Below are 14,712 nucleotides of genomic sequence, written 5' to 3'. Positions count from 1 at the left end.
CGGTATTGGCGCTCTCCACGTTAGGTTAACAGGAGTGAGACGTTCATATGCCAAAACCCAAACTCGATAAAGCGGCATTCCAGGCCGCGCTTGACCGCCAGTGGCAACGTTACGGTCTTGCCGGCGCGCAGGATATGACCCCGTTAAAATGGTGGCAGGCGGTCAGCGCGGCGGTCAACGAATGCCTCCCCCCTAAACCCGCACGACCGGGTGACAGTAAGAAATTCCCGCGTCATGTCAATTATCTCTCCATGGAGTTCTTGCTGGGTCGTCTGACCAGCAATAACCTGCTTAATCTCGGCTGGTACGATACCGTCAAGACAGTGCTCGACGGTTATCAGGTTAGCCTTGCCGATGTATTGGAGCACGAGGTGGATCCGGCGCTGGGCAACGGCGGCCTGGGCCGTCTGGCCGCCTGCTATATGGATTCGATGGCGACCGTAGGCCAGCCGGCCATCGGCTATGGGCTGAATTATCGATACGGTTTGTTCCGCCAGACCTTCGTTGCAGGTCAACAATGGGAAGCGCCCGACGACTGGCATCGCAATACCTATCCCTGGTTCCGCCATAATACGGCGCTGAATGTCGAGGTGGGGCTTGGGGGCAAGCTTAAAAAAACGGGCAGGGCGGCAGCCGCTGGGAGCCGGCGTTCACGCTCATCGGCGAGGCGTGGGATCTGCCGGTGGTGGGTTTCGGCAACGGCACGGTACTGCCGCTGCGATTATGGCAGGCGACGCACCCGCATCCCTTCAGTCTGGCGTTATTCAATGAAGGTAAATTCCTTAAAGCTGAACGGGCCGGTATCGACGCCGCCAAACTGACCAAGGTGCTTTACCCGAACGATAACCACCAGGAAGGCAAACAGCTGCGGCTAATGCAACAGTATTTCCAATGTGCCTGCGCGGTGGCGGACATTCTGCGTCGCCATCATCTGGCCGGCCTCAGTCTGGAGAGCCTGCCGGATTATGAGGTTATTCAGCTCAACGATACCCATCCCGCCATCGCTATCCCCGAGATGTTGCGCGTGTTGCTCGATGAACACCAACTGACATGGGATGAGGCCTGGCTCATTACATCACGCACCTTTGCCTATACCAACCACACGCTGATGCCGGAGGCGCTGGAGCGCTGGGATGAGAAGCTGGTGCAGACGTTGCTGCCGCGCCATTTCGCCATTATCAAATACATCAACGACCGGTTTCGGGTGCTGGTGGAACAGCGTTGGCCGGGCGATAGCGCAGTATGGCACCGTCTGGCGGTGCTGCATGATAAACAGGTACGCATGGCAAATTTATGCGTGGTATGCGGTTTCGCGGTAAACGGCGTCGCCGCGCTGCATTCCTATCTGGTGAAAAGCGATCTGTTCCCCGAATACTACCAACTGTGGCCGCAAAAGTTCCACAACGTGACCAACGGTATCACCCCGCGCCGCTGGTTAAAGCAGTGTAATCCGCAGTTGTCGGCGCTGATTGACGAGACGATTGGCAAGAGCTGGATAACGCGGCTGGAAAGGTTAAAGGCGCTGGAGCCGTTTGCGGATGACGCGGCGTTTCGCGCCCGCTTCCAGCAGATCAAACGCGATAATAAGCGTCGATTGGCCGACAACATTCACCAGGTGACCGGTATCAGCGTTGACCCGGAAGCCTTATTCGATGTGCAAATTAAACGGTTGCACGAATATAAGCGCCAGCATTTGAATCTGCTGCATATTCTGTCGCTATATCGCCAATTACGGGATAATCCCGGGCTGGATATCGTGCCGCGGGTATTTTTGTTTGGCGCCAAGGCGGCGCCGGGCTATGCGCTGGCGAAAAATATTCTGTATGCCATCAATCAGGTGGCGCACAAGATCAATAACGACCGCACGATTAACGATCGGCTGAAGGTGATTTTCATGCCCGATTACCGCGTGACGCTCGCCGAATGGATGATCCCCGCAGCGGATCTGTCCGAGCAGATCTCCACCGCCGGCAAAGAGGCATAGGGCACCGGCAATATGAAACTGGCGCTGAATGGCGCGCTGACCATCGGTACGCTCGACGGTGCGAATGTCTAAATCGCCGAGCAGGTGGGCGAGGAGAATATTCTCATTTTCGGCCAGACGGAGAGTCAGGTGAAGACGCTGGTCGCCGGCGGCTATAAACCGGCGCAGATCCTCAAGCAGGACAAGGCGCTGAAAGGGTTACTGGCAGACTTGTCCAGCGGCGTCTACAGCAATAAAGACAAGCATGCATTCGACATGTTGTTGCAAAGCCTGCAAAAAGGCGGCGATCCTTATCTGGTGCTGGCGGATTTCGCCGCCTATTGCCGCGCCCAGCAACAGGTGGATGCGCTTTACCGCCGTCCCGATGATTGGACACGTTGCGCGGTGCTCAATACCGCGCGGGTGGTATTCTTCAGCTCTGATCGGGCGATACGTGATTATCAACAGCGTATCTGGCAGGCAAAACGTTGAGGCGCCACGATGGCTATACAGGGGGACAGCATGGACAACCACGGGGCGCGACGATGACGGACCCGGAAGTGCTTTATCAGCGTGCGCAGCAGGCCGGCATTATCACGGAGTACGTCGACGCCTGGCAACGGCCGCGGCACATTAGCCCGGAGACATTGCGGCTACTGTTGGCCGCCATGCCGGGGGCTGAAGCCTGCGATCGCGCCGCTACGCTGCCGGCGGGTATATCCGGGGCCTGGACGCTTACCGAAGAGTCGGGCAGGCAGAATCACGGACAGACTTTGGCGAAGCCCTTGGCAGGCGACGAGGCATCGGCGCCTGCCGTTAAGCGCGGTGTGCACCATCTGACGCTGCCGGCGGGGGTAGCTGACGGTTACCACCGGTTGACGCTCGGTGCCGCCGACCCTGATTGGGAGTGCAAAGTGATCGTCGTCCCCGAGCGCTGTTATGAACCGCCGGCGCTCCGCGCGGGCCATCGGCTGTGGGGCAGCACTGTTCAGCTCTATACGCTGCGTTCGGCGCGCAATTGGGGTATCGGCGATTTCGGCGATCTGGCGCAAATGATCGCAGGGGTCGCTAAGCTCGGTGGCGCTTTTGTCGGCATCAACCCGCTGCATGCGCTCTATCCGGCCCTGCCTGACTGGGCCAGTCCCTACAGCCCCTCTTCGCGCCGCTGGCTGAATATTATCTATATCGACGTCGGCGGATTGGACGATTTTTTACAAAGTGAACCCGCACAGCATTGGTGGCAGCAGCCGGAAATCGGTCATCGGCTGCAGGCGCTGCGCGCCAATGACCATGTCGATTATGCGCAGGTGATGCAGCTCAAATTGACGGCGCTGCGTTACGCCTGGAGCAAATTCAAGCAGCGGGTGGAAGGTTGTCCTGAACGTCGCTCGCTGGCCGAATTTGTCGCGGCCGGCGGCGACAGTCTGTATCAGCAGGCCACATTTGATGCGCTGCACCTGCAACAGGTGGCTGAAGGCGTTGCCAGCCCGGGATGGCGCGCCTGGCCGGCGGAGTATCAACAGGTCGTCAGCGCGGCGTTGGCGCGTTTCAGACAACTTCACCAGGACGAGATCGCTTTTTTCAGTTATTTGCAGTGGCTGGCGGCCAGGCAGTTAGAGGGCTGTTATCGGCTCAGCCAGCGGCTGGCGATGTCGGTGGGGATTTATCGCGATTTGGCGGTGGGCGTAGGTGATGGCGGTGTGGAAACCTGGGCCGATCCTATGCTTTATTGTTTGTCCGCGTCGGTAGGCGCACCGCCGGACAGGCTGGGCCCGCAGGGCCAGAATTGGCAATTGCCGCCGCAGGATCCAAATGTGCTGTACGCGCGCGGCTATCAGCCTTTCATCGACATGCTGCGGGCCAATATGCGCTATTGCGGCGCGCTGCGCCTGGATCATGTGATGGCTTTGATGCGCCTGTGGTGGGTACCGCAGGGCTACGGTTCGGAGCACGGCGCTTACGTGCGCTATCCGGTTGATGCTTTGCTGGCGGTACTGGCCCTCGAAAGCCAGCGCCAGCGGTGTATGGTCATCGGCGAGGATCTCGGCACCGTGCCGGAGGATATTGTCGAGAAGCTACGTACCACGGGGGTGTATTCATATAAGGTTCTGTTTTTTGAACGGGATCAAGATCGGCAATTTCGTGCGCCGGCAGACTATCCCGCGCAGGCGATGGCCACGCTGACCACCCATGATTTGGCGACCTTAAGCGGTTTTTGGCAAGGGGCGGACATCAATTTGGCCCATCGACTTGGCCTGTATGACGACGAGCAAACCTGGCAACGGCTTCTGGAAGAGCGTCGTCAGGAACGGCAGGCGCTGCTGGACGTACTGCGGCGCGCGGACTGCTTACCGGCCAACACGCCTGCGCGGGCTGATGATGAAGCTATGTCACCCGCGTTAAACGCCGCCATACACCGTTTTATGGCGCAAAGCCGCAGTGCGCTACTGGGGTTACAGCCCGAAGACTGGCTGGCAATGGCGACGCCGGTCAATGTACCCGGTACCACCGATGCTTATCCCAACTGGCGGCGCAAATTGACGCAGGATCTTGATGCAATGTTTGGCGATCCTCACATAATCCGGCTGCTGACGGCGGTCGGAAACTGGCGCCGCCTCGCTTTGGCGCACGCGCCCGTGGAGATCCGTTCGGGTAAAAGAGCGCAGGACGATAAGGACTATAAGAACGATCGCCCGGCATAACGCCTTCAAGCAGACGCCTTACATACCATATTCAACCCGACGCCCGGGATAACGTATTCAAGCAGATGTCCAGGATAACGTATTCAAGCAGAGGCCCGGGATAACGTATTAACCAGACACCCGGCATATCGTATTCAAGCAGAGGGCCGTCGCCGGGCGCAGGGGATCCGCTGTCAGAGCGCAGCGCAACCTTTTGAATAGCACCCCGGTGCGGAGCAACGGCGGCGTGGCGAGCCCCGTCTTGCTTGCGGGGCCGTCAGGTATTAATAGTAGGAGTGCTCGCCGCGCTGATGCTCGGTGAGATCGCGCACGCCCTTCAATTCAGGAAATTTTTCCAGGAGCTCTTTCTCAATCCCTTCTTTGAGCGTGTAGTCCACCATTGAACAGCCATTACAGCCGCCGCCGAATTGCAGGATAGCGAGCATATCGTCGGTAATTTCCATCAGCGTCACCTGACCGCCGTGGCCCGCCAGCTGCGGGTTGATCTGCGACTGCAGCAGATATTCCACGCGCTCGATAAGCGGCGCGTCGTCGTTCACTTTGCGCATCTTGGCATTGTGGGCTTTCAGGGTCAGCTGGGAGCCGAGCTTATCCGTAACGAAGTCGATTTCCGCGTCCAGCAGGTAAGGCGCGGAAAGCTCGTCCACATAGGCTGAAATTTTATCGAACTTCAGTTCGGTATCGGTGGCTTCCACCGCGTCCGGCGGGCAGTAAGAGACGCCGCATTCCGCATTGGGCGTGCCAGGATTGATAACGAACACGCGGATCTGGGTGCCCGATTCTTGATTGGACAGTAATTTAGCAAAATGTTCCTGGGCAGCATCGGTAATACGGATCATAACATTCACTCAATAGTTGACTAAACTAGTCGGATATTATACGCCCTTTCCCCTACAGACTACAAGGTGCGGAAGATGCTCCACAGCCGTACTTCACGGGCATCATGGCGCAGCAGCAGCCGTCTGATTTCGCCGGCTGTGCTGCCCGTGGTCACCACATCATCCACCAGCGCCACCCGTTTGCCGGCTACATCGGCGAGGCACAAAAAGGCGCCTCAAAGGTTATGCCGGCGTTGGCGGGCGCCTAATCGCTGCTGAGGCGGGCCGCCGCGGGCGCGAAATAACCCTTGAGCCTGCCAGGGCACCCGTAGCCAGTGTGCCAGGACGCGGGTGAGCAGTTCGGTTTGATTATAGCCTCTTCGCCAGTGACGGTAAGCATGCAAAGGCACATTAAGCAACAAATCCGGCTTCTCCTCACCCGCGGCGGTGCGCTCGCGCCAGCGCAGCCACAGCAGCCGGGCAAGTACGCGGGCAAGGCCGGTTTCGCCGTGATATTTGAGTTTTTTCACCAGTCGGCTGAGCGGCGGGCGATAATCTCCCACCGCGAGCAGGCTGTGCCAGGGCGGGGGCCCGCAGCTGGCAGCGCCCGCGACCGAGGTTCTGACCGGTGGGCTGGCGCTGCTGCGCGCCAGCGATTTACGCATGGCGCTGGACCGGCTTGACCTGCCGATGCTGCGCCTGTACGGCTATCTGGACGGTCTGGTGCCGCGTAAGGTGGTCCCGCTGGTGGATGAATTGAGCCCCGCCAGTCAGAGCATGGTGTTTGCTGGCGCGGCGCCTGCACCATTCATTTCCCATCCGGCGCCGTTTTCCCAGGCGCTGTGCGACTTCACTCAGCGCGTATCCTGAAGGCATTGGCGAGCGGTAGGCGGTTCCAGCCATGAAACGGGATAAGGTGTGAGGCAAGCGTAGTCGCGCCGGCATTGGCGGCCGGCAAGCGGCGCTTGCCAGTAGGCGCTGCAGGGGCGAGCGGATTGGCATCAGGGTTGGTGGCCGGCAAACGATGCCCGTCAAGAAGGAGTATGAGGCGCAGGCAGTGCGTATTCGCACGCGCGCTAACGATCGTTAAGCGGTTCCAGCCAATAAAAGGCATAGGGCGCGAGGGTCAGCGGGCCGCCGCTGACCGAACCCTCAGCGGTCAACTGACGATATTCGCCGTCCGGCAAGGTGCAACTTACCGCTTTATTCGCCAAGTTAAACAAACACAGCAGCCGTTGACCGGCGGCGCGACGATAAAAGGCGAGCAGGGCATTATCCCACTCCAGGACTTCCATGGCCGCATCAGGATGAAACGCCTGTTGTCGGCGGCGCAGGCGAATCAGCGCACTCAACGCCTGGAATACCCGTGATCGCAGGCTGGTTTGCTCGTCCAGCATCGCTTCTATATTTTTCAGCGGGTACTTCTCTCGATTAACTGCGCGGTTATGGCCGGCGGCCTTTACCCCTTCATAGTCATTACGCGACCCGAGAATACTTTGCACATAGACCGCCGGCACGCCGGGGAATGCCAGCAAAATGGCATGGGCGAGGATAAAGCGGCCAAGGCGCGTCTCGTCGCTATCCTCGCGCCGATTGATCGCATCCAGATAGGTGACATTGATTTCATACGGGCTGGTGGTGCCGTCGGTGTTTTGCTTGTACGAAACCAGGGCGCCTTCCGACTCCAGATCGCGCACCAGCCGGATGATCTCCGCCTCCGGCAGAATGCCGCGCAACGGGTTCAGACCGATGCCGTCATGAGAGGCGAGAAAATTGAAAAAGGTGGTGTCGCCGCTGCCGATCTCAAGCCCTGCGGCCCAGTGACGCAGGGCGCGGCTGCTACCGTTGTGCAGGGCGTGCAACACCAGCGGCGGAAGCGGGAACTGATATACCATCTGGGCTTCATCGCGACCATTGTCGAAATAGCTGATATTATCCTGATGGGGCACATTGGTTTCGGTAATGATCACCGTTCCGGGTGCAACCTCGTCGCAGATGGCGCGAAACAGCTTCACCAGCAAATGGGGGCGGGGGAGATGAATACAGCGGGTGCCCACCTCTTTCCACAAATAGCCCACCGCGTCGAGGCGGATATAGTCCGCGCCTTGAATCAGGTAATGTAACAGTACACCGATAACGGCGATCAATACATGCGGGTTGGTGAAATTGAGATCCACCTGATCGGCGCTGAATGTGGTCCACAAATAGCGGGTGCTACCGTCCTGGGCGGTGAAAGGGGTAAACAGCGGCGACGTGCGCGGGCGTGTCACGCTGGCAAGATCGGTCGCGGGGGGAAGCGCAATAAAAAACGCGTCATAGGCCTGTTGGCCCGCCAGATAGCCTTTCACCCACCGGCTTTCAGCCGACATGTGGTTGCAGACGAAATCGAACATCAGCCGGGTGGTGAGATTAAGCTCGCCTATTTGCTGCCAACTGCCGATGATAGGGTTGACCTGCTGGTAATCGATAACGGAAAAGCCATCGTCGGAAGAGTAGGGGTAAAACGGCAGCAGATGCACGAGGGAAAACGTGGTGCGCAGGCGGTGGTTGAAAAAGGTGGTGAAGGTGTTGAGCGTGGGTTTTTCGGCCTCCATGAACTGGTCGGCGTAGGTGATAAGCACGACGTCATCCTCATCCCAATGCGCTTTGCGCGCCTGATGCGGCGTGGATTTGGCGAAGCTGATTTGGCTCTTGATGGTATCCAGTTGCCCCTGGCTTAAGGCGGCCGGATAAATCTCTGTCAGCAAGCGGGTAATGGCTTCCATCATGGCACCTTGTTGATGTGACGAACGTTCTGACACAGCATAAATGTGGCAATGACACCTAGTTGTCACTTTAGCTACTGGTGGCGAAATCGCCAAGGAGATTGATCAGACGTGCGCTAATCAAAAGGGGTGGAGTCGGGGATAAACGTTGTTATTAGAATGGCTTAGTGCCGGCGCTAAGAATGCGCCGGAAACCGCCTTTTTATTACGACATCCTGTATCGGCGCACCGATACCAGCGCCACCGGCGACAATGCCGCCGACAGTGGTCGCCGGTACGGTCGGGGATGGCCGTAGCCTGGCCCTTGGTCGCCGGTACGGTCGGGGATGACCATAGACTGGCCCTTGGTCGCCGGTACGGTAGCAGATGACCGTAGCCTCGCTTTTATTTGCCCGCCGCTGCCGTCGAGCGCAACGGGTAACCGGGTAGCCGTCAGCCATCGCTGCGATCGCAAGTGCGGCAGGCGCCGGCGGCGGTATCGTCGCCGGCAACCCGCTCCACCTGGCCCATCATCTCCAACCGTTCCAGCATCTCCGCGGCCATTGCCTGGGGCAGCTGCAGCCGCAGGCCCAGGGCGCGGGCATCCGCCTGACCCATCAATTCGAGCGCGTCGCGCAACTGCATTAGTCCAGACACCGTGCCTCATTAGTGACAACTTTCGCCGCCGGCAGGCTGGCAACAGGGCGTGGACTCTGACGCGTTAAGCCCCGGCTGGAAACGATCCCGACAGCGGTAAAGACAGGCGATCAGCAGGCCGTTGACGATGATTACGGTTGCTATCGTCATCGCGATGTACAGCGGATGATGCACAAAGGTGGCCGTCTGGTAAAACAGCGTTGCCAGAGAATAGGCCACATTGACGCCCCACAGGGCGGACAGCAGCATCCAGCCGCTGCTGCTTTCGCGGGTGATGGCGCCCAGGACCGAAATACAGGGCACATACGACAGGACAAAGATCAAATAGCTATAGGCGGCGATGGCGCTGCCGAATTTGCTGCTCATCATGCCCATGGCGCCACCGCTCATCTCGCCGTCGCCCTTGCTGGCTTCGATCGGGTTGGAGAGGACGCTGAAACTGATGACAGCCCGCAGATCCTGCCAGGTTTCTGTCATCGCGCCGGACAATTCATCCAGCAGATTGAACGACGCCGGCTCGAACCGGGTGCGGGTGATCTGTTCGGCGGTATAGAGCGTGTTCAGCGTCCCCACCACTACCTCTTTTGCCATCGCGCCGCTGATAAGACCGACCGTGGCCTGCTAGTTATCCTCATGGACGCCCATCGGTTTAAGCAGAGGGGTCAGCGTCTTGCTCACCGCCGCCAGCGCCGAATGATTAACACTGTCCGCCGCTTCGCCGTGCAGGGTGAAGCTGTTAAGGGCGCCAATCAGCATGCTGGCGAGGATAATCACTTTGCCGGCCCGAAGTACGAAGCCCTTCAGCCGCTGCCAGGTTTGCAACAGCAGGCTTTTGATATGCGGCACGTGATACACCGGTAGCTCCATGATGAAGGGAATGGCTTCACCGCGCATATTTCAGCATCAGGCCGGTCAGGATCGCAACCACGATCCCCAGCACATATAGCGAGAACACCAGGGTCGCGCCATGCTGGCCGAAAAAAGTGGCGGCAAAGACGGCGAAAATCGCCAGCCGTGCGCCGCAGGACATAAAGGGCGCCATCATGATGGTCATCAGCCGCTCGCGCGGCGCGTTAAGTTAAGTGCGCGCGCGCCCATGACCGACGGCACATTGCAGCCGAAACCGACGATCAGCGGGACAAACGATTTGCCCGGCAGACCGAGGGATTGCATCAACCGGTCGATAACGAACGCGGCGCGCGCCATATAGCCGGAATCTTCCAGAAACGACAGACACAAATACATAATGCCGATTTGCGGAATCAGCGGCAGTAGGGTGTTGATCCCGCCGCCTACGCCCTGGGCCAGCAGCAGCGTCAGCCATTGCGGCGCATGCAACTGATAGCCGAGCCACTTGGTGCCATCGATGAACAGCGCGGCGGATCCCCCCTCGAACAGCGGCTGCAGGGCGCCGCCGAGGTTAATGGCGAGGATGAACATCAGATACATCACCATAAAGAACAGCGGCACACCTAGCCAGCGGTTGAGCAGCAGGGCGTCGAGCCGCGTGGTGAGGCGGTTGGCCGGCGTCAAATGGCCGTTACTCACGGCCTGACAGAGGGCGATGATAGTGGCATAGCGGGCATCGGCAATTAACAACGCCGCATCCTGCTGCAGGCCCGCGCGCAGGCTTTCCAGCCGCTGGGGCGAGGTCAATAGATCGCGGCTGTGAATGTCCCCTTCCAGCATGTGCAGCGCCAGCCAGCGCCGCTGCCGCGGCGCATAGTGGCCGGGAGTAAACGGATGCAGCCGCTCTACCGCCTGGCGAATGTCGGGCGGTTAGTCAACCGTCAGGGACGACGCAACCGGTAACGGGCCGTCGAGCCCCGCTTTTAACGCTTCGATGCCTTCGGCGCGGGTGGACACCAGGGGGATCACCGGGCAGCCAAGTCGCCGTTCCAGCGCCGGGATATCGATGGTAATGCCCTGGCTGCGGGCGATATCCAGCATATTTAGCGCCACAATGCAGGGAATACCCAGTTCCAACAGCTGTAACGTCAGGTAGAGATTCCGCTCCAGGTTGGCGGCATCGACCACGTTGATAAGTACATCGGCCTGCCGTTCGAGGATATAGCGACAGGCGATTTGCTCGACCAGCGAGCTTTGCTGCGACAGTGTCGTCAGGGAGTAGGCGCCTGGCAGATCGACGAGCGTAATGCGCTGTGCGGGGGTGGTGAAAAAACCTTCTTTGCGTTCCACCGTGACGCCGGCCCAGTTACCGACCCGCTGGCGGGCGCCGGTCAACTGGTTGAAGAGGGTCGTTTTGCCGGCGTTGGGATTACCGATCAAGGCCACAGTGCGTGTAGTGATCATGAATGAAACCTGTAAGCAATGACAAATATAAACTGATTGCTCCGATCGCGCGGTGCGAAGGGAGCAGGTAGGATCAATAGCCGGTGCGGCTCAACGGCAGCAGTGACAGATCTTTTTTTCGCAGTACCAGCTGTACCCGCCGTACCTCTATCTGCACTGGATCCCCCAGCGGCGCGACGCGCACCACTTGGAACGAGCTACCGGGCAACATGCCGAGCGACAGCATTTTCTGCCGAAAGGCGTGGTGGTCTCTGCGGCGTAGCCGGTAATTTTATAATAATGCTGCAATTGCAGTTGCATAGTGACCTTCTTGATGGTGACCGTAAGCGCGGTGGAAACGGCAATAGCCGCGATACCCGGCAAGTACCGCTTGTCGGGTCGGGCTGGCACGATTTAATTAATGCAAATGGTAAAAGTAATAGTTATCAATAACAATAATTTTAACATCTTATCACCCGAGCTAAATAAAACAAATCATCAACCAAATTCTTTTTTAATGGCGCATGAAAAAACATAGTCTTCGGTTGTCAGTATAACTTATTGTATTTAATATGTTTATAGTTTGACGGTGACGTGGTGATATCGTTTTTTAACATGGGGGGCGGTTATTTTATTTTGCATTGCCCCACGGTGATAAAATGAAACTACCCCTGTGCTTTTAGGCTATAAATATTAAATAAGCGTCGAAAATGCTCTAATGAAAATATTATGTTAATTATTAAAATAGTATGTAATTAACGAATGCTGGGGATATCGATTAATATAAAATAGTTTAAATGGTTATTTATTTATCCACCATTCCCCGGCAGATTTACCGTAGCCGCAATGGAGGCGCTCCCCCGAGGAACGCCGAGTGACCGCGATCTGATCAGTAAGGGACAGGGAACGCCAGGCGGCGCCGTTGAAGGCGACAAGGATGCCGGCCATCTTTCGCCGTGCTCATCGCGCGGCCTGCTTTCACCGTGCTCATCGCGTCGGTCTGTTTTCCGCCTTCTCACCGCGCCGTCCTGCTTTCGCTGCCGGCGTATTCCACCGGCCCGTTCCCGTTATTCGGCGTGTTAGCGCCGTTTGCCGAGGGCGGCCGCCAGCGCGTCGCCCATTGCGCTATTGCCGCCTGCGGCAGGGCCTCCAGATTGACGACCGCCGCTGCGCGCGGTGGGGCGGGCCGCCGTTGCGCCGCTATCCCGTCGGCGGTCAGCCGTATCCCGGCTCGCCGGCGCCTCCACTGGCCGCTCATCGAGCCGCATGGACAAGGCGATGCGCTTGCGCGCGATATCGACGTCCATGACCTTCACTTTGACAATATCGCCGTCTTTCACCACCTTGTGCGGATCGTCGATAAACCGATCGGACAACGAGGAGATGTGCACCAGGCCGTCCTGATGCACGCCAATATCCACAAAGGCGCCGAAATTGGTCACATTGGTCACCGTGCCTTCCAGCACCATGCCCTGGGGCAAGTCCTGCAGCGTTTCCACGCCGTCGGCAAACGTGGCGGTCTTGAACTCCGGCCACGGGTCGCGCCCCGGTTTCTCCAGCTCTTTGATAATGTCGGTAACGGTGGGTAACCCGACGCGCTCATCGGTGAAGCGGGGCGGGCTCAAACCGCGTAGCGTCGCGGGGTCGCCCATCAGATCGCTGAGTGTTTTCTCCGTGGCCTGTAAAATCCGCTCCACCACCGGATAACTTTCTGGATGTACGGTAGAGGCGTCGAGCGGATTGTTGCCGTGGTTAATGCGTAGGAAGCCGGCGCATTGTTCAAACGCCTTCTGGCCCAGGCGGGGAACTTTCAGCAACTGTTGACGATCGCGGAAACGGCCGTGTTCATCACGCCAACTGACGATGTTTTGCGCCATCATGCGCGTCAGGCCGGCGACGCGAATCAGCAGCGGCACCGAGGCGGTATTCAAATCAACGCCGACGGCGTTGACGCAGTCCTCGACCACCGTGTCCAGCTTTTTCGCCAGCAGGCCTTGGCTGACATCGTGCTGATATTGACCCACGCCGATGGATTTCGGATCGATTTTGACCAGCTCAGCCAGCGGATCCTGCAGTCGGCGGGCGATGGAAACCGCCCCACGCAGCGAGACGTCCAAATCGGGAAATTCCAGCGCCGCCAGCTCCGAGGCGGAATACACCGACGCGCCGGCCTCGCTGACGATGACTTTTTGCCCTTTCACATCGGGATAACGCTTCTGAACTTCGGCATAAAACCGTTCGGTTTCCCGCGACGCGGTGCCGTTGCCGATGGCGACCAGTTCTACATTATGTTTCAGACACAGCGCTGCGACCGCCGCCGCGGCTCTGTCGGTCTGGCCGGTGTGGGGGTAAAGGGTATCCGTCGCGACCAGCTTACCGGTGGCGTCCACCACCGCGACCTTGACGCCGGTGCGCAGCCCCGGATCCAGGCCCATGGTAGCGCGCAGTCCCGCCTGCGCCGCCATCAGTAAATCATGCATGTTGCGGGCGAAGACCTGTATTGCTTCTTCCTCGGCCTTTTCACGCATGCTGCCCATCAGTTCGGTTTCCAGATGCATCAGAATTTTGATGCGCCAGGTCCAACTGATCACCGTTTTACGCCAGCTATCGGCAGGCGCCTGATTGAAGCGCACCTGCGAATGATCGGCGATCACCTGCTCGCAGTAGCTGGCACGTGGCGGCTCGTCGACGTGCGGATCGGCGTTCAGCGACAGCTGTAACACACCCTCGTTGCGTCCGCGCAACATGGCCAGCGCACGGTGCGAGGGGACTTGAGACAGCGGTTCGTGATGATCGAAGTAGTCGCGGAATTTGGCGCCTTCTACCTCTTTACCGGGCAACCACCCGCGCCACCAGATGAGCATTTTTCCACAGATAAGCGCGGATTTTCGCCAGCAGCGCGGCATCTTCAGCAAAGCGCTCCATCAGGATATAGCGTGCGCCGTCAAGGGCCGCTTTGGCGTCGGCCACGCCGGCATCAGGGTTGACGAATCCGGCCGCCGCGGTATCGGGGTCGGTAGACGAATCCTGCCAAAGCCGGTCGGCTAGCGGCGCCAGCCCCGCCTCGATGGCTATCTGGCAGCGGGTACGGCGTTTGGGTTTATAGGGCAGGTAGAGATCTTCCAGCTCGGTCTTGCTTAAGGTCGCCTGAATAGCCGACGCCAGCGCCTCGGTAAGCTTTCCCTGTTCGTCGATGGATTTCAGAATGCTTTGGCGCCGTTCATCCAGCTCGCGCAAATAACCCAGACGCGTTTCCAGCGTGCGCAGCTGCGTGTCGTCCAGCCCGCCGGCGACTTCTTTGCGATAGCGGGCGATAAATGGCACGGTGTTGCCTTCGTCCAGGAGCCGCACCGCGGCGTCCACCTGGTCCGCCCGGGCTTTTAGCTCGCTGGCGATAAGATGGTTCAATGACTCTCTATTCATGCGTTAACGTTCATCTTGTCATAAGGATTGCTTGGTCCTGCACAGTTATACGGTTTGCGGCGGCAAAATGCCAGCCGCCCGCGTCCATTCACCCCCGCCGCTGCTATGGTATA

At 58.7% G+C, this 14,712-nt stretch carries 7 protein-coding genes and 5 pseudogenes; 3 read left to right on the top strand and 9 right to left on the bottom strand.

All coding sequences use genetic code 11. The annotated features are described in order from the left end of the window. Positions 1 to 47: 47 nt before the first annotated feature. Together malP and malQ are read left to right on the top strand one after the other, a co-directional pair. Positions 48 to 2,455 (top strand): annotated as a pseudogene (gene malP / locus JZM24_RS05770) (maltodextrin phosphorylase). A 53-nt stretch (positions 2,456 to 2,508) separates the two neighbouring features. Further along, positions 2,509 to 4,578, top strand: a pseudogene (gene malQ, locus JZM24_RS05765) (4-alpha-glucanotransferase); the annotation flags it as partial. Positions 4,579 to 4,928: 350 nt separating this feature from the next. On the opposite strand, the gene nfuA reads toward malQ, so the two are convergent. The 3 genes from nfuA to JZM24_RS05750 are packed head-to-tail and all read right to left on the bottom strand — an operon-like array spanning position 4,929 to position 6,148. Continuing rightward, on the bottom strand, positions 4,929 to 5,504 hold the full coding sequence (gene nfuA, locus JZM24_RS05760; RefSeq protein WP_215668983.1) for a Fe-S biogenesis protein NfuA: 576 nt from the start codon (positions 5,502 to 5,504) through the stop codon (positions 4,929 to 4,931). 59 nt (positions 5,505 to 5,563) lie between these two features. Beyond that, positions 5,564 to 5,710, bottom strand: a complete 147-nt coding sequence (locus JZM24_RS05755; protein ID WP_215668981.1) for a phosphoribosyltransferase family protein — start codon at positions 5,708 to 5,710, stop codon at positions 5,564 to 5,566. Between the two features lie 9 nt (positions 5,711 to 5,719). Further along, positions 5,720 to 6,148 carry a hypothetical protein gene (locus tag JZM24_RS05750; RefSeq protein ID WP_215668979.1) on the bottom strand — a complete coding sequence of 143 codons (429 nt, stop codon included), beginning with the start codon at positions 6,146 to 6,148 and terminating at the stop codon, positions 5,720 to 5,722. Here JZM24_RS05750 and JZM24_RS05745 point away from each other — a divergent pair. Next, the gene (locus JZM24_RS05745) at positions 6,147 to 6,353 is read left to right on the top strand and encodes an alpha/beta hydrolase family protein (protein ID WP_376775512.1); all 207 of its coding nucleotides are present in this window, start codon (positions 6,147 to 6,149) and stop codon (positions 6,351 to 6,353) included. The genes JZM24_RS05750 and JZM24_RS05745 overlap by 2 nt on opposite strands. A gap of 206 nt (positions 6,354 to 6,559) precedes the next feature. Here the strand turns inward: JZM24_RS05745 and JZM24_RS05740 are convergent, their stop codons facing one another. The 6 genes and pseudogenes from JZM24_RS05740 to JZM24_RS05720 form a co-directional block, all read right to left on the bottom strand. Continuing rightward, positions 6,560 to 8,248 carry an alpha-amylase family glycosyl hydrolase gene (locus JZM24_RS05740; protein ID WP_281418209.1) on the bottom strand — a complete coding sequence of 563 codons (1,689 nt, stop codon included), beginning with the start codon at positions 8,246 to 8,248 and terminating at the stop codon, positions 6,560 to 6,562. Positions 8,249 to 8,453: 205 nt separating this feature from the next. Further along, positions 8,454 to 8,582, bottom strand: a complete 129-nt coding sequence (locus JZM24_RS19110) for a hypothetical protein (RefSeq protein ID WP_281418183.1) — start codon at positions 8,580 to 8,582, stop codon at positions 8,454 to 8,456. A gap of 98 nt (positions 8,583 to 8,680) precedes the next feature. Next, positions 8,681 to 8,884 carry a FeoC-like transcriptional regulator gene (locus JZM24_RS05735; protein WP_215668977.1) on the bottom strand — a complete coding sequence of 68 codons (204 nt, stop codon included), beginning with the start codon at positions 8,882 to 8,884 and terminating at the stop codon, positions 8,681 to 8,683. Between the two features lie 9 nt (positions 8,885 to 8,893). Continuing rightward, positions 8,894 to 11,194: pseudogene (gene feoB / locus JZM24_RS05730) on the bottom strand (Fe(2+) transporter permease subunit FeoB). A 76-nt stretch (positions 11,195 to 11,270) separates the two neighbouring features. Further along, positions 11,271 to 11,497 (bottom strand): annotated as a pseudogene (gene feoA, locus JZM24_RS05725) (ferrous iron transporter A). A gap of 758 nt (positions 11,498 to 12,255) precedes the next feature. Next, positions 12,256 to 14,599, bottom strand: a pseudogene (locus tag JZM24_RS05720) (Tex family protein). Positions 14,600 to 14,712 lie beyond the last annotated feature (113 nt).

Source organism: Candidatus Sodalis endolongispinus, assembly GCF_018777395.1.
In the GTDB taxonomy this organism is placed as follows: Bacteria; Pseudomonadota; Gammaproteobacteria; order Enterobacterales; family Enterobacteriaceae; genus Sodalis_B; species Sodalis_B endolongispinus.
The sequence above is the reverse complement of the archived record's forward strand: the minus strand, read 5'-3'. Positions and strand labels throughout refer to the sequence as shown.